This is a genomic window from Microcoleus sp. B7-D4 (genome assembly GCF_036705125.1).
GTDB lineage: Bacteria > Cyanobacteriota > Cyanobacteriia > Cyanobacteriales > Microcoleaceae > Microcoleus.
The window spans coordinates 22,388-42,852 of the sequence record NZ_JAUBTT010000023.1; the positions used below are offsets into that span (position 1 = coordinate 22,388).

Consider the following 20,465-nt stretch of genomic DNA (forward strand, 5'->3'; position numbering starts at 1 on the left):
GGTATATCTTAGGGTATAAATAGAAAAAATTGAACCGAGTTACAAACAGTCAGGAACCTCAGCCCTGACGGCATGAGGCTTGAAGGAGGAATCTAACAAGTCATTCTGACGGGCCATCGTCTTAACTGACTACGTTTTTTGAGTCACGATACCCTGGGATGCGTAGCTAGTCCCTGGCTCTATCGTTGAGAGTTAAACAGTTCTAAGGTCACGCTTTACAGTGCTTTGGGCCTAACAAGCTCACTAAACAAAGGCGCGTGCTAACTTTACTCCCAAAAGAGATTGAGGCAACCATACCTCACGCCTTGGGGCAACCATACCCCTCCACCCCGCGAGGGGATTCAATTCAATGTAAAGCCGTCCTAAAAGGACGGGGTTTCAAACCCATAGTTCTGATGAATGAAAGCGGAAGTAGAAGCATGATTTCGCGACGCAATTTAATGTTGAGGGCTGGTGCAGGGATGCTGGCGGCAAGCTTGGCACCTGCCTTTTTACAAGCCGAAGCAGCAAAGGCCGAGGCAATCTCTGACATTACTCCTACTGACATTACTCCTAACAGTGCTCTTAAGAAATTGATGGCGGGTAATCAACGCTACCTTCAGCAAAAACGGACATTTCCCGACCAAGCTCGATCGCGAGTTGTAGAAGTAGCCCAGGGTCAACATCCGTTTGCAACCATCCTGGCTTGTTCTGACTCGCGCGTTACTCCCGAAATTATTTTCGACCAAGGATTGGGGGATTTATTTGATATCCGAGTAGCTGGCAATTTTCTCGACGATGTGGTTCTCGGTAATATAGAATATGCCGCCTTAGAATTAGGCGTGCCGCTATTAGTAATTCTGGGTCACGAACGCTGCGGGGCTGTCAAAGCAGCTTTAGATGGCAAAGCTGTTCCGGGTCACATTAGCACTTTGGTGGCGGCGATTAAACCTGCAGTTGATTCGACAAAAGGTCAAAAAGGCGATGCCTGGGATAACGCCGTCAGAGCTAACGTGAAAATGAATGTAAATAAGTTACAATCCTCCTCGCCTCTTTTAGCTAAAGCAGTCCAAGCGGGCAAGCTTAAAGTTGTTGGGGGCCGCTACGATTTGGATAGCGGCAAAGTAGAGATAATTGCTTGATTTTGCTGGTAATTTTTACAGTTTGTAGGGGTAATGCCCCCGTGCTTACCCCGTCCGGTTCGAGGGGCAACCACGGGGGGATTGCCCCTACAAATTATTTGGTAACAAGAGGGGCAACCACGGGGGGATTGCCCCTACAAATTATTTGGTAACAAGTTTAAAGTAAACCCATTTCTTGCAGTCCCCGGCGCAGGCGTTCTGCTTCAAAGGGGCGGCGCTGTTCGTGAAGGGCGATCGCTCTTTTGAATTCTGCTAAACTCTCTGGCATTTTGCCAATTTTCAGCAAGGCTACTGCCAAGTTTTGATGAGCTTCCGCGTGTTCTGGATCGATTTTAATGGCTTGTCGGTAATAGGCGATCGCATCTGCTAAATTTCCGGCTGCCTTCAGCGTGAGTCCCAAATTGTAGTGACCTACTCCAAAATTAGGGTCAATTTTTAAAGCTGCTTTGTAAGCTTGTTCAGCAGATTTCAAATCTCCTTCATCTTTGAGCAAATTGCCCAAATTATTGTAAGCGCCCAACTTGAGCGCCGGGATCACATCTGTATTAATTGCCGCTTGATAGTGTTCTTTTGCTTTAACAAATTGCTGCTGCTGGCGATAAGCAATTCCCAAATGATAGTTGAGTTCGTAAAGAATAGAATCATTAATGGTCTCCGCAGTCAAGCCTTTGGTTAATAAATTAATTCCCCGCCCAATTTGCCCGGTTTCTACATACAAAGCGCCTAATTTGCTACAAGCATAAGCATCGTTTGGATAATAAGCGATATAGCGTTCCATTGCTGCTTGAGCTTTTTGGAATTTACCTTTTGCTGCGATCGCATCTTTTTGATAACCAGAGTGCCAAATCGCCACATCGGGGAGAGAAGCTATTGTCCATTTTGGTTCCCTCTGCAAAATCTCAGCCACGCTGTCGTCTACCATTGCGTGGTAAGGGCGAGAAAAGCGGATGTCGAGGCGATTGCGAAATAAGCGCGACACTAGGGAATAGGGAGATTGAGAGGCACCGATTTCTTGACGGATGAGATTGATTAGCAGCAGCCGATCGCTCGCAATGGCCTGCTTTATTTGAGGTAGAATCTCCGGTACCAAAACCTCATCGGCATCTAATACCAAAATCCAGTCGCCCTGGGCGTGCTTCAGACACTCATTGCGCGCCACTGCGAAGTCGTCGCACCATTCAAAGTCATAAACCCTCGCCCCGGATTCTCTGGCAATTTCACGGGTGCGATCGCCCGATCCCGTATCCACCACCACCATTTCGTCAACAACACCCTTAACGCTGTCCAAAGTCCGCGACAGTGTTGCCTCTTCATTCTTCACAATCATGCACAGAGTCAGATTCATCGGGCGCAAACTTTCCTCATTTCACAGAAATATTGTAATTTTTTTAACTACCAAAACACAAAAAATCCCAGAAAAGATTCTCCTATTTCCCTTTTGCTTTGAGCATAAGTACCTTTCTTGCCTCGAAAAAGTGGGTTAACTCTTTTGAGATATTAAACAGCCTCAAACTCCGACGATTCATGAGAAATCCTACCACTTTCGGTTCCTCCCTGCGGTAGAGGTAAGTCCCCGATAGCGGTTGTTATTCTAAGAACATAAGACAAGGGACGAGAAAAGTTTAAGTATTCAGGAGAAAGAGAAATGGGAATTATTGCTTGGATCGTTTTAGGACTGATTGCCGGTGCGATCGCCAAAGCCATTTATCCGGGAACTCAAGGCGGCGGTTTTCTGGCAACAACAGGTTTAGGAATTTTGGGCGCGCTAGTGGGAGGTTATCTAGGTCAAGTCCTATTGGGGACGAGCGGGGGAGCATCCTTCGGAGTAATTAGCCTACCCAGCATAGCTTTTGCAGTCGTCGGTGCGATCGTTCTACTTTTCATCTGGGGATTGTTAACTCAGCGTGCAGCATAATAAATATTGCCAATTCCCAGTTGATCGACTTTTAGGGTATTCATAAACCCGGTTTCTTCGAGAAACCGGGTTTTTCAGTTGTGTGTAGGATGCGTCAATCGATTTTAGATTTTAGATTTTAGATTTTAGAGGCGAGCCCACGGATAAATGCGGGGGCTTGAGGATTTTCGATTTTCGATTTTGGATTGATTCCACGGATAAATCCGGGGGCTGTACCATCAAGAAATTCTTGGTCAGCCTACTTTTACCAAACCCGGGTTAAAAACCCCTATCAGACTCAGCGCTTGCAACGGTTCAAGAGCAAAACTTTCGTCTCAACAGAGGGGGACTAAGAATAAAGGGGTAAAAATCCCGGACTTGGTATCAATTAATCAATCCGCAAAGTGAAAGGCAAGCGAACATAAACCCCCTGCGGGTCGTTCATCGACTTGATCACAGCCAATTCATCTTGCATTTTCTTAAATTCGGCCGTTAGCGGGTCGAGTTTGGCTGCTGGTTTCAAAACGTGAACGCCGGAAATTTTTTCCAAAATTCGCTCCTCCAAACTGCGGCGTTTTGGATATTCTTCCACCTTCCAATCGTCGCCGAGTTTAGCTTGCTTCGCCGCCTCTCTGACAGCATCTTCAAGCCCGCCAATTTCATCGACTAAACCCAACTGTTTCGCGGCCGTACCAGACCACACCCTGCCTTGAGCAATTTCTTGTACCTTGTTTTTCGGCAGTTTGCGGGAGTTGGCGACTTTAGTAATAAATCGATCGTAAATGCGATCGACTATCCTCTGAATATTCGCCAATTCTTGAGGATTTTTCGGACGGGAAACCGTGGTAGTATCCGCAAAGCGGCCGGTTTTCACCACGTCCCAAGTTAGGCCGTTGTTAGCGGCCAACTTTTCGGCGTTGAAAAGCATTCCAAAAACGCCAATAGAACCGGTAATCGTATTGGGTTCGGCAAAAATGCGGTTGGAACCCATCGAAATCCAATAGCCGCCGGATGCTGCCAAATTGCCCATTGAAACAATAACTGGTTTCTTTTTCCCCGTCAGCATCACTTCGCGTGCAATGACTTCGGCCGCCGTCGCGCTGCCTCCGGGACTGTTGACGCGCAAAACCACTGCTTTTACGTCGTTATCTTCTCTAATTTTCCGCATTTCTTGAGCAATGCGATCGCCTCCTACTTGAGTCGGGCCCCCTTCGCCGTCTACAATCTCTCCTTCAGCGTAAAGTATAGCAACTTGGTTTTTCTTGTTAGCATCAGTTGAGTTTTTATCCTCAGCAATTTTCGCGTAGTTTTTCAAACTAATTTGCTTGAAAGATTTGTTTTCGCCATCTGTTCCTGTGAGTTTTTTGAGTTCGGTCGATATTTCGTCAAAGTATACAACTTTATCAACTAACTTGCTTTTGAGAGCTTCGTCAGCCATCAAAGTTCCGCCATTATCTGCAAGCGCTTGCAGTTGCGGAACAGTCACTTTGCGACTCGGGGCGACAGTTTGCAGGTATTCTCCCCACATATCTCCGAGCAACTTTTGAGTTTGCTGGCGATTTTCGGGACTCATTTTTGTAAGCAAAAACGGCTCAACGGCTGACTTGTATTTGCCGACGCGAGTCACTTGCACTCCCAGGCCGTATTTTTCCAAAGCACCGGTGAAAAACATTGCCTGACTACTAAAACCGTTGAGTTCCAAAGCGCCGTAAGGATTGACTGCAATTGTATTAGCAACGGAACCGAGGTAATAATCTCGTTCATTCCAGTCCATTTGGTAAGCAAAAATGGGTTTTTTGGCATCTCGGAAACGCTGCAATGCCCCTCGAACTTCTTTGAGATTGGCAAACCCGCTGCTGCTCGACTCCGAGCTGCCTTCAAGATAAAGGCCAACGATTTTCGGGTCTTTTTTCGCATATTCGATCGTGTCTAAAACAGTCCGCAGCGTCACTGTATCGCCGGAATCTTCCGAAAGCACTTCTTCAATCGCCGCGCCAGTGCTACGGCTCGGTTTGCTGTCGGTAATATTTAAAGAAAGGTCTAATACCAATACCGACTTATCTTTAACTTGCGGGCCCGAATCTTTGGACGACGATGCCGCCATAGCAATTAGCAGTACCAGTCCGCCCAATCCGATGCTGCCCAGCAGCAACATTCCTAGGAAGGTTCCCAGTAAACTTGCACAGGTATATTTTAGGAAATCTTTCATTAGATAATTGGTAATTAGTTATTAGTCAGTAGTCAGTAGTCAGTAGTCAGTAGTCAGTCAGGGCAAACGCATCTAAATTGCCGGGAGAATAGTAGTAGTGTTTTGAGGAATAGCCACCGCTATCGGCAGTCAAATCTCTTTTCAATAAACTACAGCTATCGATAATAGTCGCAACAAGCACGGTAAAATTCCCGCTTGTTGACATGATGCGTTTGCCCTGAGTAGTCAGTAGTCATTAGTCAGTAGTCATTAGTCATTAGTCATTAGTCAGTAGTCATTAGTTATATAACATCCGGTTAGAACGGAATGATACCGAGTGTGCAAGTGTCCCGCTCGCACTGCACTCGGCAAAATATTATTCCGATGCCACCGGAAACGATTTTATTGGTCATTCCTGCAAGTAGGATGTAGTAATTATCCCCTGTCGTTAGTTATTAGCTAATGACTGTTGACTAATGACTGCTGACTAATGACTGCTGACTAATGACTTTTGACTGCTGACTCACTTTTATCTTAACCTTTCCAAAACCCCAGATTGTTTTAGCTCATCCAAATTACCGCAGCCCGTACAGAACATCACGGTAGCGATTTCTGCAATTAACACCTCAGCTAGAAGGGCTGCGGCTGATTCCGATTCCGCTGCAGCTTGTAGAAACGGCCGCGCCAGTCCCGCAATATCCGCGCCAAGCGCGAGAGCCTTCGCTGCATCCAACCCATTCTGCAAGCCCCCAGAGGCAATCAGAGGAACATCCGGCGCTACGGCGCGGGTGCTGACAATGCACTCGGCTGTCGGTATTCCCCAGTCGGCAAAGGTTGCGCCTAACCTGCGCTGCTTGCTATCTTTAGCTCGCTCTCCTTCTATTTTCGCCCAAGAAGTGCCTCCGGCCCCGGCAATGTCGATCGCACCTACCCCGGCGGCGAGCAATTTCTTTGCCATCTTTCCTGAAATACCGTTACCGACTTCTTTAGCAATAACTGGTACTGGTAATTGATCGCACAATTTTGCAATTTTTTCTAGCAGTCCTTTAAAGTTAGTATCGCCTTCGGTTTGAACGCACTCTTGCAGCGGATTGAGGTGCAAAATTAGGGCATCTGCTTCGAGAATATCAATAATTTTTTGGCACTCTTCCAAACCGTAATTGTAGTTTAATTGAACGGCTCCGATATTGGCAAACAGGAGAATATCGGGAGCGCGGCGACGGACGGCAAATGTAGGAGCGAGTTGAGGATTTTCTACGACGATTCGCTGGGAACCGACTCCCATTGCTAGTTTGTATTCTTGAGCGACATCGGCGAGGCGATAATTGATAGTCTGGGCTAATTCTGTGCCGCCGGTCATTGAGGAAATTAGCAGGGGAACGGCTAGTTTTTTGCCGAGAAATGTGGAGGTTAAATCGATTTCGGTGCGATCGAGTTCTGGCAAACAGCAGTGTTCAAAACGGTAGCGTTCGAGGCCGCTGGTAGTTTCGCGAAATTGTACGTCTTCTTCGAGGCAAATCCGCAGGTGGTCTGCTTTGCGGGTTTCGGTTTGCGAGGGGGAGGTTAGCGGCAAGTTCACAGTTGCTATTTGGGGAAAGAGTTGTGATATCATTTCCGGTTACACCGGAATGATGTTGACTGTTGACTGTTGACTGTTGACTGTTGACTGTTGACTGTTGACTGTTGACAGTGAACTCGAATTTACTATTCCGATGCTAACGGATTTGATATGATTTGGGAATATAGCAATTTTATTTCATTTTTGAGATTTTTTTTATGAACCGCAGAGAGCGCAGAGGGCGCTGAGGGGAAGAAAAGAGAGATGTGCGTAAATCCTGCCAGGGTTTCTGTATTATCCAGGAACAGTCAGCGGCATTCCGTTATCTGAAGGTTTTAATTTTAGTAAGAAAGGAACTGCTTTTTGCACCCATGCTTTGACTGACGGGTAATTTGCCGCATCTTCTCCGAAACAAATGTCCAGCATATCGGTGTGAATTATCCCCGGATTCACAGGAACTGCTGCCATACCTGCGGGCAATTCTTGAGCGAGCGATCGGGTAAGTCCTTCTATTGCCCACTTGGAAGCGCAATAGGGCGCGACTTCCGGCGAAGTTGACCTTCCCCAACCAGAACTAAAGTTGACAATTATGCCGTTTTTTCGAGCAATCATTGCCGGGACAAAGTGGCGAATTACATTAGCCGTACCTTTAATGTTAACATCAATTACCTGAGAAAATTCTTCGTGGCTGATATTCCAAAGAGGCGCGAGATGATTAGCTACGCCTGCATTATTAATTAACAAATCTGGCGGATCATTTTTTGCCAGCATTTCTGTTGCCCAAGCTTTTACTCGATCGTCGTTGGTGACATCCAAACAAGTAAAATGGTGGGGCGCACTATATTTTTGGTTGAGTTTTTCCACCGCTTCGGAAGAACGGGCGCATCCCAAAACTGTATGTCCCAATTCCATAAACTTTTCGGTCATGGCAAGACCAAGACCGCGACTGACTCCGGTAATTACAATTAATTTTGTCATAAATTTGCTCCAAGTTTGACATTAAGTAATACAATACATATTGACGGGTCAATTGACAAATCGATCGCAGGGAGAAAGCATGAAAGTAAAAGCAGCAGTTGCTCGCAGTGCCGGCCAACCTTTGAGCATTGAAACGGTGGATCTGGATGGGCCGCAGGCTGGAGAGGTGCTGGTGGAAATTAAAGCCACGGGTGTTTGTCACACTGATGCTTACACTCTTTCCGGTGCAGATCCTGAAGGCTTGTTTCCGGCTATTTTAGGCCACGAGGGAGCCGGGATTGTCGCAGAAGTTGGGCCGGGAGTCACGAGTGTCAAAGTGGGCGATCGGGTAATTCCTCTCTACATTCCCGAATGTCGCAACTGCGAATATTGTTTGAGCCGAAAAACTAACCTCTGTCAAGCAATTCGCGTAACTCAAGGCCAGGGAGTGATGCCCGACGGCACGAGCCGATTTTCCATAGATGGGCAGAAACTATACCATTACATGGGAACTTCTACCTTTGCTAATTATACAGTATTGCCAGAAATTGCGGTAGCAAAAATTCGCGAAGATGCTCCTTTTGATAAAGTTTGTTTAATCGGCTGCGGCGTAACAACTGGCATCGGCGCTGTCATCAATACTGCGAAAGTAGAGCCTGGTTCTAATGTGGTAGTTTTCGGTTTGGGCGGCGTGGGTTTGAATGTAATTCAAGCGGCTCGCATGGTGGGAGCTAACATGATTGTCGGCGTAGACTTGAATCCCGACAAGCGAGAGATGGCGGAAAAATTCGGCATGACTCACTTTGTCAATCCCCGCGAAGTGGAAGGCGATTTAGTGCCTTATTTGGTAGATTTAACCAAAGGTGGAGCTGATTACAGTTTTGAATGTATCGGCAACATTAATGTGATGCGCCAAGCTTTAGAATGCTGCCACAAAGGTTGGGGCGTGAGCGTAATTGTCGGGGTAGCGGGAGCCGGTCAAGAAATTAGTACCCGCCCGTTTCAGCTAGTAACTGGCAGGGTTTGGAAAGGCACGGCTTTTGGCGGGGCAAAAGGCAGAACTGATGTGCCTAAGATTGTTGATTGGTACATGGACGGTAAAATTGATATTGACAGTCTGGTAACTCAGGTAATGCCGATCGACAAAATCAACGAAGCCTTTGATTTAATGCACAAAGGCGAAGTAATTCGCACAGTTTTGACATTTTGAACAAAAATCTTTCTCTCTTCCCTCTTCCTCTGCGCCCTCTGCGCCCTCTGCGGTAAAAAAAAATCTAATTAAAAAATGAAATAGAATTAACATGATATCAGACTCCCTAAAACTGCACAAAGAACAGAAAACTTTCGGTGGCAAACTCGGCTTTTACAGCCATCAATCCTCAACCTGCAACAGCGAGATGAAATTCGCAGTTTATCAGCCACCGCAAGCTTTATCTCAACCCGTACCAGTTTTGTATTTTCTATCAGGTTTAACCTGCACAGAAGAGAACTTTATGGCAAAAGCGGGGGCGCAACAATTTGCGGCAAAATACGGGTTAATGCTGGTTGCGCCCGACACTAGCCCGCGCAATACTGGTATCCCCGGCGAAGATGACGATTGGGATTTAGGAAGTGGTGCGGGTTTTTATGTTGATGCGACAGCCGCACCTTGGAATTCTCACTATCGGATGTACAGTTATGTGGTTGATGAATTGCCGAATTTAATCGCCGAAAATTTTCCAGCGATACCGGAAAAACAGGGAATTTTCGGTCATTCAATGGGCGGACACGGGGCGTTAATTTGCGCGTTGAAAAATGGCTCTCGCTATCTTTCAGTTTCCGCTTTTGCGCCTATTTCCGCGCCAATGCGCTGCCCTTGGGGACAAAAAGCTTTTGCAAACTACCTCGGTGGCGACAAAGATATCTGGAGGGCTTGGGATGCTAGCGAATTGGTGCTTGAGGCGCAATACAACCGTCCGATTCTGATTGACTGTGGCACGGCTGATTCGTTTCTTGCTGATGGGCAGTTGTTGCCGGAAGTGTTCGCGGAAGCTTGTGCAAAAGCGGGACAGCCGCTAACTTTAAGAATGCAGGAAGGTTACGATCACAGCTATTATTTTATAGCTAGTTTTATCGAGGATCATATTCAATTTCACGCGGCTGCTTTGTGTGAGTGAACTTTAGTTTGTAGTAAGGACTTTAGTCCTTAAACCTAATTTCATTGTGCAGCGCACTCCAGGGGACTAAAAGCATATCAGCTATTTGCGATTGTCCTCTAGACCTGTAGATATCCATAGCTTTCTCAAAATCTTCAATTCCCCCCTGTAAATCTCCTGTTCCACTTCGAGCAGTAGCACGAATCATGTAAGCTTCTACAAAGTCAGGATTGAGATTTATTGCTTGAGTAAAAGCTGCAACTGCTTCCTCGTACAGCCCCCTGCGACCGAGGTCGAATCCTTGTTCGTAAAATTCTCGAGCTTCCATAGCATTTCTTAATTATCGATGTAGTTAATTCTGGAGTGTCGATATAGAAGTTTTTAAGCCGATGAAATAGAGCAGACGGGTGTAAGGACACCGCAGTCCAGTTGATGGTTTGTAGTGAGGAATTTAGTTCTTAAAAGAAGGACTGAACTCCTCACTACAAACGGTTAATTAAGATCAATCGGAAATACCCAGTCTTGATACTTGCTGTCGCGATTTTCGATAATCCCGGTTAGTTTGTCCAAAATCTTTTCGGTGAGGGGTCGGTTTTTGGGCAAGTGATAGTTTTCTACTCGCTTAATTGGCGTAATCTTCGCGGCGGTTCCGCAGAGGAAAATCTCGTCTGCAATCAACAGTTCCGATCTATCAACGGGTCTTTCTATGACTTCAATTCCTAAGTCTCTGGCGATTGTGATTACGCTGTCTCTGGTAATTCCTTCGAGAATATCTTGCTCGAAACCGGGAGTAACTAATTTACCGTTTCTGGCGACAAATATGTTCATTCCTGAAGCTTCGCTGACTTTTCCCTGAGTGTTCATCATAATTGCTTCGTCGAAGCCGGATTCTACTGCTTCGGTTTTGGCTAAAGCTGAGGTGATGTAAGCGCCGCTAATTTTACCTCTTAAGGGCAAACTGCGGTCTTCTTGGCGATACCAAGAGCTAATTCTACAGTTGACTCCTTCTTTTGGCAAATAGTCTGAAAGTTCTAATCCGTAGACAAAAAAGTCGGTTTCTACGTTGTGCAGTCGGGGGGCAATTCCTAAACTGGATGTGTAGATAAAAGGGCGGATATAAAATGATTTTGTTGGTTGGTTTTTCTGGACAAAATCAATAATTATTTGTTGGATTTTGCTGGCTGGTAAATCGCAGTGAAGGAAGCTGGCACTTTGACTTAATCTTTGACAGTGGCGGTCTAATCTAAATAGCAAGATTCGATCGGCATTTTGGGGGTCGGGAATTCCCCGCAACCCGCCTAAAACTCCGGTTCCGTAGTGCAGTGCGTGGGTTGCTATGGAAATTTTGGCGTCGGTAAATGGGAGAAATTGGTTTTGAAAGTAGGCAATTGGTAGAAAACTATCCATGATTCAAGCTGGCGATGAGTTTGGCAGTCCGCGAGGAAAGCTGAATTTGGTTATATTACCATAAGTTATACCATTTGAGATTTGAGATTGAGAAGGACTCATTTCATAAGGGTTTGAAGCTTGCCTACAGTTGGATTGTTTTTGAAGACTGGTATTATTCTTTTGTTGTGATATCAATTTATAAAATAAAATCAAGAGCCGTCTGTTTGGTTGATAATTGTTTTGGGAAAAAGTGCGATCCTCTTCGTTGGCGTAGCCCCCGTAGGGGCGGGCTTCGCTAACGACTACAAACAAAAATCAACCAAGGGGCAACAATGGCACGTAAATGTTTCATCATTGAAATGGGGATGGGTATAGACCAGCACGGGCAGGAACCGACTGTAGCCTGTGCAAGGGCTGTACGGAATGCGATCGCCCATAATGCTCTCCTAGGCGTCTGGGAAGTGGCGGGTTTGACTGACCCCAATCAGATGATTGTTGAGGTTAAGGTGGCTGTTCCTTACCCGGAACAGGTGCGGGAACAGGATGTGTTGGCGGTGCTCCCTTTTGGCAGCAAAACTCTGATTGTGGAGCAAGGGGGCATGATTGTGCCAGGAAGGGCGATCGCCTCTCTGAATGATAAAAATGATGAAATGCTAATCGCTGTGGCGGCTGTGAGTGTTTTTGTGGACACTGAGGACTAATTAATTTTGTGTTGTTTGAATAAATCGCCCGATCGCACTTGCTTGTTTCCGCGATCGGGGGAACGCCTGTCTGTTAAAAAATGATTTATTTAGACTAAGTTGTAGGGTGCCGCAGAGATATGGCATGAAATATCGTAGAAAATCTGAGGCTCTGAGGCACCCTAGAATAGGTCTGTTGGACGCTAAGGTTTATTTGCGCCTACCTACTTAATTTTGAACTTTTAATTAATAATTTTTAATTTCTCAGGCGGTCGGGTATGTAAGCAATCCAGCAAAACCCTACGATTAACAACAGCCACGTTGCTGTAATATTGCTGCCCAACAAGTTGCGGATAAAATCTTCCATTGTTCTCAAAAATTATAGCGTTTAAAAGAATTTATTACTGTTCCTTCTCGGCTCACAAAAGGTAGAGTCCGATCGCGTTTTACGCTATCGCACTCTACCTCCTCTACCTCCTATTTGGGCTGGCTGGTATCTGCCAACATTTGGTTAACCATTTGCAAGTGCGCTTGAAGGTTCGGCAACTTCTGGGTGGCCCAAGCCTTCAACTCGGGATCTTGTCCCTGTTGAGATTGAGCTTGAAACAGAGCAATAGCCTGATTGTGGCTCTCGATCATAGCCTGCTTGTAAGCAGTGTCAAAACTTCTACCGGAGAGTCCCGAAAGTCGCTTCATCAAAGCTGTGTTCTGCGTACTCATCTCGGTTGGCAATTCAACCTGCTTTTGCATTACTAACTGCATCAATTCTTTATTTGCTTGAGTGTGTTCCTCAACCATTTCTTGCCCGTATTGTTTCACACTAGCACTAGAACCGCGCTGCACTGCCAATTTGCCGAGTTCCACTTCCAGCATACCAAGTTGACCTGCTTGCATGACAAAGGTTCTGTCTTTGCTGCTGAGAGAATTAGGCGAGGTTTCGCCACCTGTTGGAGTGTTGGGAGAACGACCGGGAGTGTTGTTGGTGGGGGTATTTGGAGAACGGCCGGGAGTGTTGTTGGTGGGGCTATTTGGAGTGTTGGGAGAACGACCGGGAGTGTTGTTGGTGGGAGTATTTGGAGTGTTGGGAGAACCGCCAGGATTGTTGTTGTTGTTGTTAGGATCTGTAATAGGAGGTCCCGGAGAATTAGGATCGTTTAAGTCGTTATCAGCAAGCTCAAAAACTCGCTCGCCCGACTGGTTGAAGCCGTTAGTCTGGCGGTTTAATTCTGCGAATCCCGGCACAGCTATCAAGGAACTAACGCCGGCAATTCCGGCAACTGTTACCAATTTTTTGAACAAATTTTTGCGATTGAGTGAAGTCATGAATTTCTAAGCCTCTAAGTTGTTTTCAAAAGTCCGCGCGTGCGAAACTATCCCGTAAGGAATCGCCCGAAACTACCGATGGGATGGTGTACTGCCTTTCCGAAACAAGTTGATCAAACCAAAGGCGCCCAAGGCACCCAGCCACCCGAAATTGTTGGGGCTATCGCGCCGAGCACTCAAAACTCCAGAATTAGTATCAGCCGGCGTCGATGTGGTATCGGTTGTACCGGTTGTACCCGTTGTGCCGGTGCCTGTCGTACCAGTTGTACCAGTTGTGCCGGTGCCAGTCGTATCGGTTGTACCAGTTGTACCAGTCGTATCGGTTGTACCGCTTGTACCCGTGCCAGTCGTACCAGTTGTACCAGTTGTACCCGTGCCAGTCGTATCGGTTGTACCGCTTGTACCCGTGCCAGTCGTACCGCTTGTACCGCTTGTACCGGTTGTATCGGTACCGCTTGTACCGCTTGTACCGCTTGTACCGCTTGTACCCGTGCCAGTCGTATCGGTTGTACCGCTTGTACCCGTGCCAGTCGTACCGCTTGTACCGCTTGTACCGCTTGTACCCGTGCCACTCGTACCGCTTGTACCGGTTGTACCCGTGCCAGTCGTACCCGTTGTACCCGTTGTACCCGTTGTACCGGTGCCACTCGTACCGGTTGTACCCGTTGTACCCGTTGTACCCGTGCCGCTTGTACCCGTTGTACCGCTTGTATCCGTGCCAGTCGTACCCGTTGTACCCGTTGTACCGGTGCCACTCGTACCCGTTGTACCGCTTGTACCGGTGCCACTCGTACCGCTTGTACCCGTTGTATCCGTGCCAGTCGTACCCGTTGTACCGCTTGTGCCTGTCGTACCGCTTGTACCCGTTGTACCGCTTGTGCCTGTCGTACCGCTTGTACCCGTGCCAGTTGTACCGGTACCGGTTGTACCGCTTGTACCGCTTGTGCCTGTGCCGGCACCGCCGCCAGCACCGCCGCCAGCACCGCCCGACTGGGCTGAAGCAGGCACTGCTAAGGAAACCGTTGCTAAACCTAAAGTACAAGCGCTTGCTAAAACAACTTTCAACAATTTAGAAGATTTCATGGTAATGCTTGCTTTTGCATAGAGTGCTGCGATCGCTTGTGATGCCAAAACCGCAGGGTCAAATTGACAGCGTAACGTGCAAATTTTCTAACCTTCGCTGCGGAATAATGAAGGTAAGGGGGCAAATTTAGTCCCGTTCCCTTGATGATTTTTCCCTGATTAATTACACCGCTACGTTAACAGTTTATAAGCTATTACTTATGCTTCAACTTCGCCATTCATCTTTAGGAATATTTGACAAAATGGCTTTTTATTTCAGGTGGTGGATGAAATTTGATTGAGCGGCAGACTAGCTCTCTAAAAATTTGTGTACGGGGGATAAAAAGCGGGTTGATCTGAAAAATTTTGGGTTGAGTAACGAGACATATAAGCATCAACCCGGTTTCTGAGACAAGCGGCCGCTTCTTCCTATAAATTTTCTCCGGCGGCTGGTGCTTTGAGCCAGAAATTATTGATTTTATCACCATCAATTTTGGCTTAGCACTGCGCCAGATGAGTTAGTTTAAAAATTTTTTGATCGCTATTTTTCCTTAACTTGCTGCTGGCAATTTGGGCACTGGCAGAATACCGTTCAAACTTTCCCAGAAACTAAATTATCTCAAAACGCCCGATCGACCGATCAGAGTCTCCAGAACACCTGCAACCCCCTAGCAGCAAGGCTTTTGACTGGGATTTGAGTGGCCTCAAACAGGAAGGCGAACTGAGGGCTATCCGAGTCCGACCCGCGCGAGATTAAATTAACCAGCGGCGGCGCACTCGTGAGAATTGCTTGTGAGTGCGATCGGCTAAACTCTGAGATAGTCAAGCGAAAACTATGCCAGAGAGCGCTTGTTCTCTAACACCTTTCCCAAGCGGACTTTAACTATGCTGCATCGAATTATTACCAGAATTCGCTATCTAACGTTAATTGCTTTTTCTAAGTTCGCAAGTTAAAAAGCCGAAATCATATTAATCGATGTTTAAGCAAGGAAATTACCCAAATCCTGCCCAACCAGCAACCGCAAGCCCCTTGCCTTCGAGGAGCAGAATAAATTTAATATTACATCTGTCCTCAGAATGAGAAAAATGCGGTTTAAAACTTGCTTTTAGAGAGAGGAAAGTAGTTGCTTCTCGTATATAAGATTACATTTATGTTTAATAATTAGAGGTCATTATGCCAGAACAACAATTTGACACCTTACCTTCGGAAGCACAAGAACTCCCCCAAGGAGCTAAACAAATTTTTCAGGCTGCTTTTAAGAGCGCTAGCGAAGATGGAATGAGCGCAGATGGTGCTACTAGCGTTGCTTGGAACAGTGTAAAATCTGAATATGTTCAAGAAGGTGGCACGTGGCATCACAAGGGTGATGATACTAACCAAACCCGCAAATCTGTACAGTCTGGTGGCAATTAGTTATCACCCTTTAGTAATATCGTGTCCGCTAACATAACCCCTATTCGCTGTGTAGTGAGGGCTTCATTCCTCAAGTTTTGATGAGAACGAAGCATCCTCACTACCCACCAATCGCAGTGACGTTATGCTAGCGGGCATGATATCATGAGTCATTAGCAATCTACTCATCACTTGTGGTTAATGCTTGACGTTGATAGCTGTTGGAGATAGCTGTTGGAATCGCGGTGGTACACAAGTTAATCGAGCCTGTTCATAGGCTGGCGCATATCCCATTGCAATTCGGCTAAAACGAGCAAGCTAAATACCATTATGGCTCCCGTAAATAGGAAAAGCCAACCCCCCGTGTAAGGTAAAATTAATATTCCCAACAGGTGAAATAAACTTGCCGCTAAAAGCGCGCGCGATCGCACTGCGAATCCAGTCCCCAAATACCCAATTCCGCTCATTCCCAACCACAGGGGACAGAGATTCGCCAATACTTTTCCCCAACTGAGAAAAATTGCTAAATCGGTCAGCAGCAATCCTAATAACATTAGTATTACCCAACCGTAAAGCACCCAAATCAGGCGTTCTATTGTGACCCAAGAGTATGTCATGCTTACCATTGCTGCTGTACCTACGAGGCTGAGCGCTGACCACAAACCGGCTTGCAGCATCCAACTCACAGAAAAAAATTGTGCTGTGCCGAACATGGCTATTAACAGCAAGCTCCACAGCAAGCAAGTTCGATCGAGACAAGTATAAAATTGTGAATAAAATCGATCTTTGCCAAGGGGAAACTGAACCTGCCAAAGCCCTTCTAAATCCTGAAGTTCGATGTTAATCTGTTTCCGGCGCAGAGGGGGAACTGAATAATTAAAAAAGGTCATATCTGACACTATTAAAATTTACAATTATTTGCTTAGGTACTATCTCACCAGCAATCGCTCTAATTGCAATCTGTCAATCGGATTAATCTAGTTAATTGGATAATCTGCCGGCAGTAATAGTTATTCGATCGCACAAGGTAAAACAGGAATAGATAGATTGTACAAGTTGAGAAAATAGCTCTTGCGACAGATGGCTGGAATATTACTTATTCGATACTTTTAAAATAGTCAACTTGGTTACAGAATTTATGCTCACTTCATCCCATCCTCTGAAACAGGTATTCCACTGCCCGGAAGAATCGGATTTTTACGCGCACTGCTTGGAAAGTTTAGTGTTAAATGCTAGTGACAATTCTCGACTTATCGTAGAGTTTGGTTCAGGAGAGGGAAGTCCTGTTATTAAGTCTTTGCTGAGAAGTGATTTTGATGGGACAATACAGGGATTTGAGCTAAATAATGTAGCTTGGAAAATTGCTCAGTCTCAAATTAAGCAATATGAACTGAGCGAACGATACACAGTCAACAATTGCTCTTTTTTTGATTCGCCTTTATACGAGTCGGCGGATTGTGTCATCTCAAATCCGCCTTACTTGCCGGCGGTGGATGATAAGATTTACCAGCCGCTGTTGCACGGAGGGAGTGATGGTTCGACAATTGCTAAGAAACTTTTGTCTTTGGGCAGCGACGAAGTTTTGCTGATGGTTTCTAGCTATTCTAATCCTGTGGGTTTGATCGATTATGCCTTGGATCGAGGCTACTCGGTTGCGAATTTTGAAATTGCACCTTTAAATTTTGGCTATTATAGCTCGGAACCCAAGGTGAAAAGCGCGATCGCCACTCTCAGAGAACAGGGAATGGCTTTTTATTCGGAAAACATCTATCTGCTGGCTGGAGTTTTGTTTAAGAAGCACCAAAAGTCGCAAAGAGATTTGTCGATCGAGCTCATTAAGTTAATGACAGCATTCTAAAATACAGGCCTGGTAAGGTGCATCTGGGATGTTGCACCATTGTCAGCAACAGGCAAGATGCCTGTTCCACTATGGTTAGCAACAGGCAAGATGCCTGTTCCACTATGGTCAGCAACAGGCAAGATGCCTGTTCCACAAGAAATACACTCTTTGTGGAACAGGCCGAAAAGCCTGTTCCTAAAAGGCTTATTGAGAACGGTGCAAGATATAGGGTGCATCAGTCTCTGACCCACCCTAGGATATAGCTGTTAATTCCGTTCTGCAGCTTGGATCGATCGCACTACAGCAGCCCCAGCCCGATCGCCGATCGACTTCTCCTGATCGTACCCCAACACCAGCTCCCACGCCTCCTGCGGGTATCTGTCAACCAGCGGGATCGCCACTTCATCCAACATCCAGCGGCCGTGACGCTCATCTTCTTTGATGTGCAGTTCCCAATAACCCATCGCAGCCTGCGAGAGGCCCAGACGCTGGGCGGCGGCTAGATAATTGCGGTAAGCGACAGGCCCCGCCACCTCAAAATAAGTTAGTCCGCCGTTGTAGCGCAGAAAATGGCGCTTGCGTTCCGTCAGCAGAAAGTTGTGATTAATGCTTGCGAGCACTTCCCAAGGCACTAAATCGAAGTACGCTTCCGGTTCCGTACTCATATCGAATTCAGCCAGCATTTGAGCAAAAAAGGTCGAATGCTTGCGGGGGAGGCGACCGCCACCGTATTCTTCGATCAGCACTCGCGTAAGGGTACACTGAATTTCGTTGCCGGCACCGCCGATGATGCGAGAAACACGGCTGGCTTCCACTAAACCGTCGAAGGAGGCGATCGCCAGTAGGTGTTTGTATCCCTCTTCAGTCATCTGTTCCCGCAAATAGCGATCGCTCTCGTTCAAAGGAGGATCGACATCGGCGGCCGCGCGATCGCGCAGGGCTTGCTTGACATCCGGCAATTTTTGCAGCGCTGCAACGTCGATTTGCGCGATTTCCCACTGCTGCCAAGGTTCCTCAATGCGATCGCGCACGGAACGCAAATAGTGCGATCGTTCGTTATTGTAGCGGCGCAAATCGTCGTACCAAAACAAGTTGAGGCGGTTGATACGGTAAAGTATGCGCTGCAAGAAGCGGTGAGCGGCCTCATCGCCCGGTTCCTGTTGGTAAGCTGCTTGAATTGCAAAGGCGATCGCGCTTTCAAAATCGCTGACAAGTAACGGTTTTGTCGCCACCGTCTTGTCTAAATCCTCGACTTCTAGCAAATTGACAAATTGGCGATCGGCTGCTTCATAATTTGGGAGTACGGATTGCTTTTTGGAAAGGCTCCGCGAGTCTGAAGAAGGAAGTATCTCTATCGTGTTTTGCATGGAATCAAGTTATGCTAACTCTAATTATTGTGCTGCCTGCCAAAACAGCCAACCGTTGCAGATTGCTGAGGATTATGGCTACTTTTCTTGAAGATAGCTAATCTGTCAGGACGATACACCTTTCTATTGATAGAGATTTGACAGAAATCCATTTGGTCACAACTGCCCCGATTCATTCCGAAAGCAGGGTGACTGACGGAGACTTTATCAAGCTCCGCAAAGTAATTGGGGCTAATATCTGGGCATCTTTTGGAGCCTGCACTGCTTGCCGCCACGCTTTGATCCCTCCTGAAAGGACAACAACATTCAGGCTAATATCCTTAATCTTATTAGTTTCATTTCCCGCAGATTCTTGGGAATACCGAGCGACTTTTTCCAACTGTTTGTATGCTTTAACCGATCGCCCTCCTCTGGCACAATAAAGTACAATTATCGGCTGAGGTCGATCGGATTTAACCCTTGCTTTGACAATGGATTGCACCTGCTTGACACCGAACCCTAACTCAATATCAGTTAGGGGAACCAGCGGACTTTCACCGATGCGATCTTCCGCGTATTCTTCGGGCGATCGCACATCGATCAAAATCACTGGTTTCAACTTACCCTGCTGCAATTGAGCAACAGTTACTTGTTTCGTATTTAAACTGGCGATAAAAGTTAGGATGTCCATGTGATGAAATAGGGCAACTGCACCCACAGAAGCAACACTCGTCAAGCCAAAACCCATAATTGCCAGCAAAAAGCGAGAATAGCGATTAATACCTGGTTTTGCATTTTTATCTAGCATTTTTAATCATCCTTGAAAATGGATAGAAAATTTGTCCGACATATCCCGCAGGTATAGAATCAGAGATTCCATATTTATGAGGCATTTTTTTGGCTGGCATATAGATAGTGCCAAATAGCAAATCTAACAGTGGCAACTGAACAGCAAAGTTTTTGTTGTTTATTCCGGGAATTTTACTGTGATGCCAGTGATGAAATTGTGGGGTTGCTACGAACCATTTTAGGATGCCAAATTTTAATTTAATATTAGAATGAATTAAGAAAGCGATCGCCGCCGAATAAAGAGCATAAACTACCAAACTCTCCTTGGTAAATCCCAACCAGTAAAGAGGCATAATTTTGCAAATCTGAGTAAAGATTTGCTCGCAGGGATGCACCCGCACTGCTGCTAACCAATCCATGTGTTCAATGCTGTGATGGACTGCATGAAATTGCCAAAGCCAGGGTACTTCATGCAGTAGTCTGTGAGCAATATAATATGCCATATCTGAAACGATAACTGCTTCTGCCAACTGCAACCACACAGGTTGAGATGCTACCTTGCTTTGCAATTCCGGGTTGAGTAAATTAGTCATCAGCGACAAAATTACAGTCACAACAATAGCGCCTGATGTACCAATAAAGTGACCTGTAAAAAAATATGTGGCATCGGTTTCCCATCCGAAACGAAATATCTTTTGCTTGTGCAAGGAAAAGATTCTTTCGAGGGGAATGAAGATGCAAGCTAAGATGATGAAGCCTTTGACAATTTCAGGTAACATGAGATTATCAT

At 46.2% G+C, this 20,465-nt stretch carries 20 protein-coding genes; 7 read left to right on the top strand and 13 right to left on the bottom strand.

The window, feature by feature from the left end; genetic code table 11:
- The first annotated feature begins 419 nt into the window (after positions 1 to 419).
- Positions 420 to 1,121 carry a carbonic anhydrase gene (locus tag QUB12_RS11665; protein WP_333300533.1) on the top strand — a complete coding sequence of 234 codons (702 nt, stop codon included), beginning with the start codon at positions 420 to 422 and terminating at the stop codon, positions 1,119 to 1,121.
- A 157-nt stretch (positions 1,122 to 1,278) separates the two neighbouring features.
- Here the strand turns inward: QUB12_RS11665 and QUB12_RS11670 are convergent, their stop codons facing one another.
- Entirely contained in the window at positions 1,279 to 2,466 is a 1,188-nt protein-coding gene (locus tag QUB12_RS11670; RefSeq protein ID WP_333144672.1) for a tetratricopeptide repeat protein, read from the bottom strand.
- A gap of 300 nt (positions 2,467 to 2,766) precedes the next feature.
- On the opposite strand from QUB12_RS11670, the gene QUB12_RS11675 reads away from it, so the two are divergent.
- Positions 2,767 to 3,036 carry a GlsB/YeaQ/YmgE family stress response membrane protein gene (locus tag QUB12_RS11675; protein WP_333144671.1) on the top strand — a complete coding sequence of 90 codons (270 nt, stop codon included), beginning with the start codon at positions 2,767 to 2,769 and terminating at the stop codon, positions 3,034 to 3,036.
- 367 nt (positions 3,037 to 3,403) lie between these two features.
- On the opposite strand, the gene sppA is transcribed toward QUB12_RS11675, so the two are convergent.
- From sppA to QUB12_RS11695, 4 genes are all read right to left on the bottom strand, one after another.
- Positions 3,404 to 5,224 carry a signal peptide peptidase SppA gene (gene sppA / locus QUB12_RS11680; RefSeq protein WP_333306822.1) on the bottom strand — a complete coding sequence of 607 codons (1,821 nt, stop codon included), beginning with the start codon at positions 5,222 to 5,224 and terminating at the stop codon, positions 3,404 to 3,406.
- A 46-nt stretch (positions 5,225 to 5,270) separates the two neighbouring features.
- On the bottom strand, positions 5,271 to 5,429 hold the full coding sequence (locus tag QUB12_RS11685; RefSeq protein ID WP_333107298.1) for a hypothetical protein: 159 nt from the start codon (positions 5,427 to 5,429) through the stop codon (positions 5,271 to 5,273).
- A gap of 303 nt (positions 5,430 to 5,732) precedes the next feature.
- Positions 5,733 to 6,815 carry a type 2 isopentenyl-diphosphate Delta-isomerase gene (gene fni, locus QUB12_RS11690; RefSeq protein ID WP_333306825.1) on the bottom strand — a complete coding sequence of 361 codons (1,083 nt, stop codon included), beginning with the start codon at positions 6,813 to 6,815 and terminating at the stop codon, positions 5,733 to 5,735.
- 240 nt (positions 6,816 to 7,055) lie between these two features.
- Positions 7,056 to 7,739 (bottom strand): SDR family NAD(P)-dependent oxidoreductase, encoded by a 684-nt coding sequence (locus QUB12_RS11695; protein ID WP_333144668.1) that lies wholly within the window; start codon positions 7,737 to 7,739, stop codon positions 7,056 to 7,058.
- 79 nt (positions 7,740 to 7,818) lie between these two features.
- On the opposite strand from QUB12_RS11695, the gene QUB12_RS11700 reads away from it, so the two are divergent.
- The gene (locus tag QUB12_RS11700; RefSeq protein ID WP_333144667.1) at positions 7,819 to 8,928 is read left to right on the top strand and encodes an S-(hydroxymethyl)glutathione dehydrogenase/class III alcohol dehydrogenase; all 1,110 of its coding nucleotides are present in this window, start codon (positions 7,819 to 7,821) and stop codon (positions 8,926 to 8,928) included.
- Positions 8,929 to 9,019: 91 nt separating this feature from the next.
- On the top strand, positions 9,020 to 9,874 hold the full coding sequence (fghA, locus tag QUB12_RS11705; protein ID WP_333306828.1) for an S-formylglutathione hydrolase: 855 nt from the start codon (positions 9,020 to 9,022) through the stop codon (positions 9,872 to 9,874).
- Positions 9,875 to 9,896: 22 nt separating this feature from the next.
- Here fghA and QUB12_RS11710 read toward each other — a convergent pair whose 3' ends face one another.
- The gene (locus QUB12_RS11710) at positions 9,897 to 10,181 is read right to left on the bottom strand and encodes a tetratricopeptide repeat protein (RefSeq protein ID WP_333052830.1); all 285 of its coding nucleotides are present in this window, start codon (positions 10,179 to 10,181) and stop codon (positions 9,897 to 9,899) included.
- A gap of 164 nt (positions 10,182 to 10,345) precedes the next feature.
- On the bottom strand, positions 10,346 to 11,260 hold the full coding sequence (locus QUB12_RS11715; RefSeq protein WP_333144665.1) for a branched-chain amino acid transaminase: 915 nt from the start codon (positions 11,258 to 11,260) through the stop codon (positions 10,346 to 10,348).
- A gap of 314 nt (positions 11,261 to 11,574) precedes the next feature.
- Here QUB12_RS11715 and QUB12_RS11720 point away from each other — a divergent pair, with 314 nt between their 5' ends.
- Entirely contained in the window at positions 11,575 to 11,943 is a 369-nt protein-coding gene (locus QUB12_RS11720; RefSeq protein ID WP_333144664.1) for a Lin0512 family protein, read from the top strand.
- Between the two features lie 456 nt (positions 11,944 to 12,399).
- Here the strand turns inward: QUB12_RS11720 and QUB12_RS11725 are convergent, their stop codons facing one another.
- Positions 12,400 to 13,245 carry a DUF4142 domain-containing protein gene (locus tag QUB12_RS11725; protein ID WP_333306830.1) on the bottom strand — a complete coding sequence of 282 codons (846 nt, stop codon included), beginning with the start codon at positions 13,243 to 13,245 and terminating at the stop codon, positions 12,400 to 12,402.
- A gap of 72 nt (positions 13,246 to 13,317) precedes the next feature.
- Positions 13,318 to 14,328: a hypothetical protein gene (locus tag QUB12_RS11730; RefSeq protein WP_333306832.1), complete on the bottom strand. Its 1,011-nt coding sequence runs from the start codon at positions 14,326 to 14,328 to the stop codon at positions 13,318 to 13,320.
- 1,153 nt (positions 14,329 to 15,481) lie between these two features.
- On the opposite strand from QUB12_RS11730, the gene QUB12_RS11735 reads away from it, so the two are divergent.
- Positions 15,482 to 15,721 (top strand): ChaB family protein, encoded by a 240-nt coding sequence (locus QUB12_RS11735; RefSeq protein WP_333144661.1) that lies wholly within the window; start codon positions 15,482 to 15,484, stop codon positions 15,719 to 15,721.
- Positions 15,722 to 15,957: 236 nt separating this feature from the next.
- Here QUB12_RS11735 and QUB12_RS11740 read toward each other — a convergent pair whose 3' ends face one another.
- On the bottom strand, positions 15,958 to 16,590 hold the full coding sequence (locus QUB12_RS11740) for a hypothetical protein (protein ID WP_333144660.1): 633 nt from the start codon (positions 16,588 to 16,590) through the stop codon (positions 15,958 to 15,960).
- 248 nt (positions 16,591 to 16,838) lie between these two features.
- Between QUB12_RS11740 and QUB12_RS11745 the strand changes: the two genes are divergently transcribed.
- The gene (locus QUB12_RS11745; RefSeq protein WP_333279881.1) at positions 16,839 to 17,558 is read left to right on the top strand and encodes an SAM-dependent methyltransferase; all 720 of its coding nucleotides are present in this window, start codon (positions 16,839 to 16,841) and stop codon (positions 17,556 to 17,558) included.
- 248 nt (positions 17,559 to 17,806) lie between these two features.
- On the opposite strand, the gene QUB12_RS11750 is transcribed toward QUB12_RS11745, so the two are convergent.
- From QUB12_RS11750 to QUB12_RS11760, 3 genes are all read right to left on the bottom strand, one after another.
- Positions 17,807 to 18,907: an iron-containing redox enzyme family protein gene (locus QUB12_RS11750; RefSeq protein ID WP_333306834.1), complete on the bottom strand. Its 1,101-nt coding sequence runs from the start codon at positions 18,905 to 18,907 to the stop codon at positions 17,807 to 17,809.
- 172 nt (positions 18,908 to 19,079) lie between these two features.
- On the bottom strand, positions 19,080 to 19,694 hold the full coding sequence (locus QUB12_RS11755) for a rhodanese-like domain-containing protein (RefSeq protein ID WP_333306836.1): 615 nt from the start codon (positions 19,692 to 19,694) through the stop codon (positions 19,080 to 19,082).
- The gene (locus QUB12_RS11760) at positions 19,684 to 20,454 is read right to left on the bottom strand and encodes a sterol desaturase family protein (protein ID WP_333306838.1); all 771 of its coding nucleotides are present in this window, start codon (positions 20,452 to 20,454) and stop codon (positions 19,684 to 19,686) included. Before QUB12_RS11760 ends, QUB12_RS11755 begins: the two co-directional genes overlap by 11 nt.
- Positions 20,455 to 20,465 lie beyond the last annotated feature (11 nt).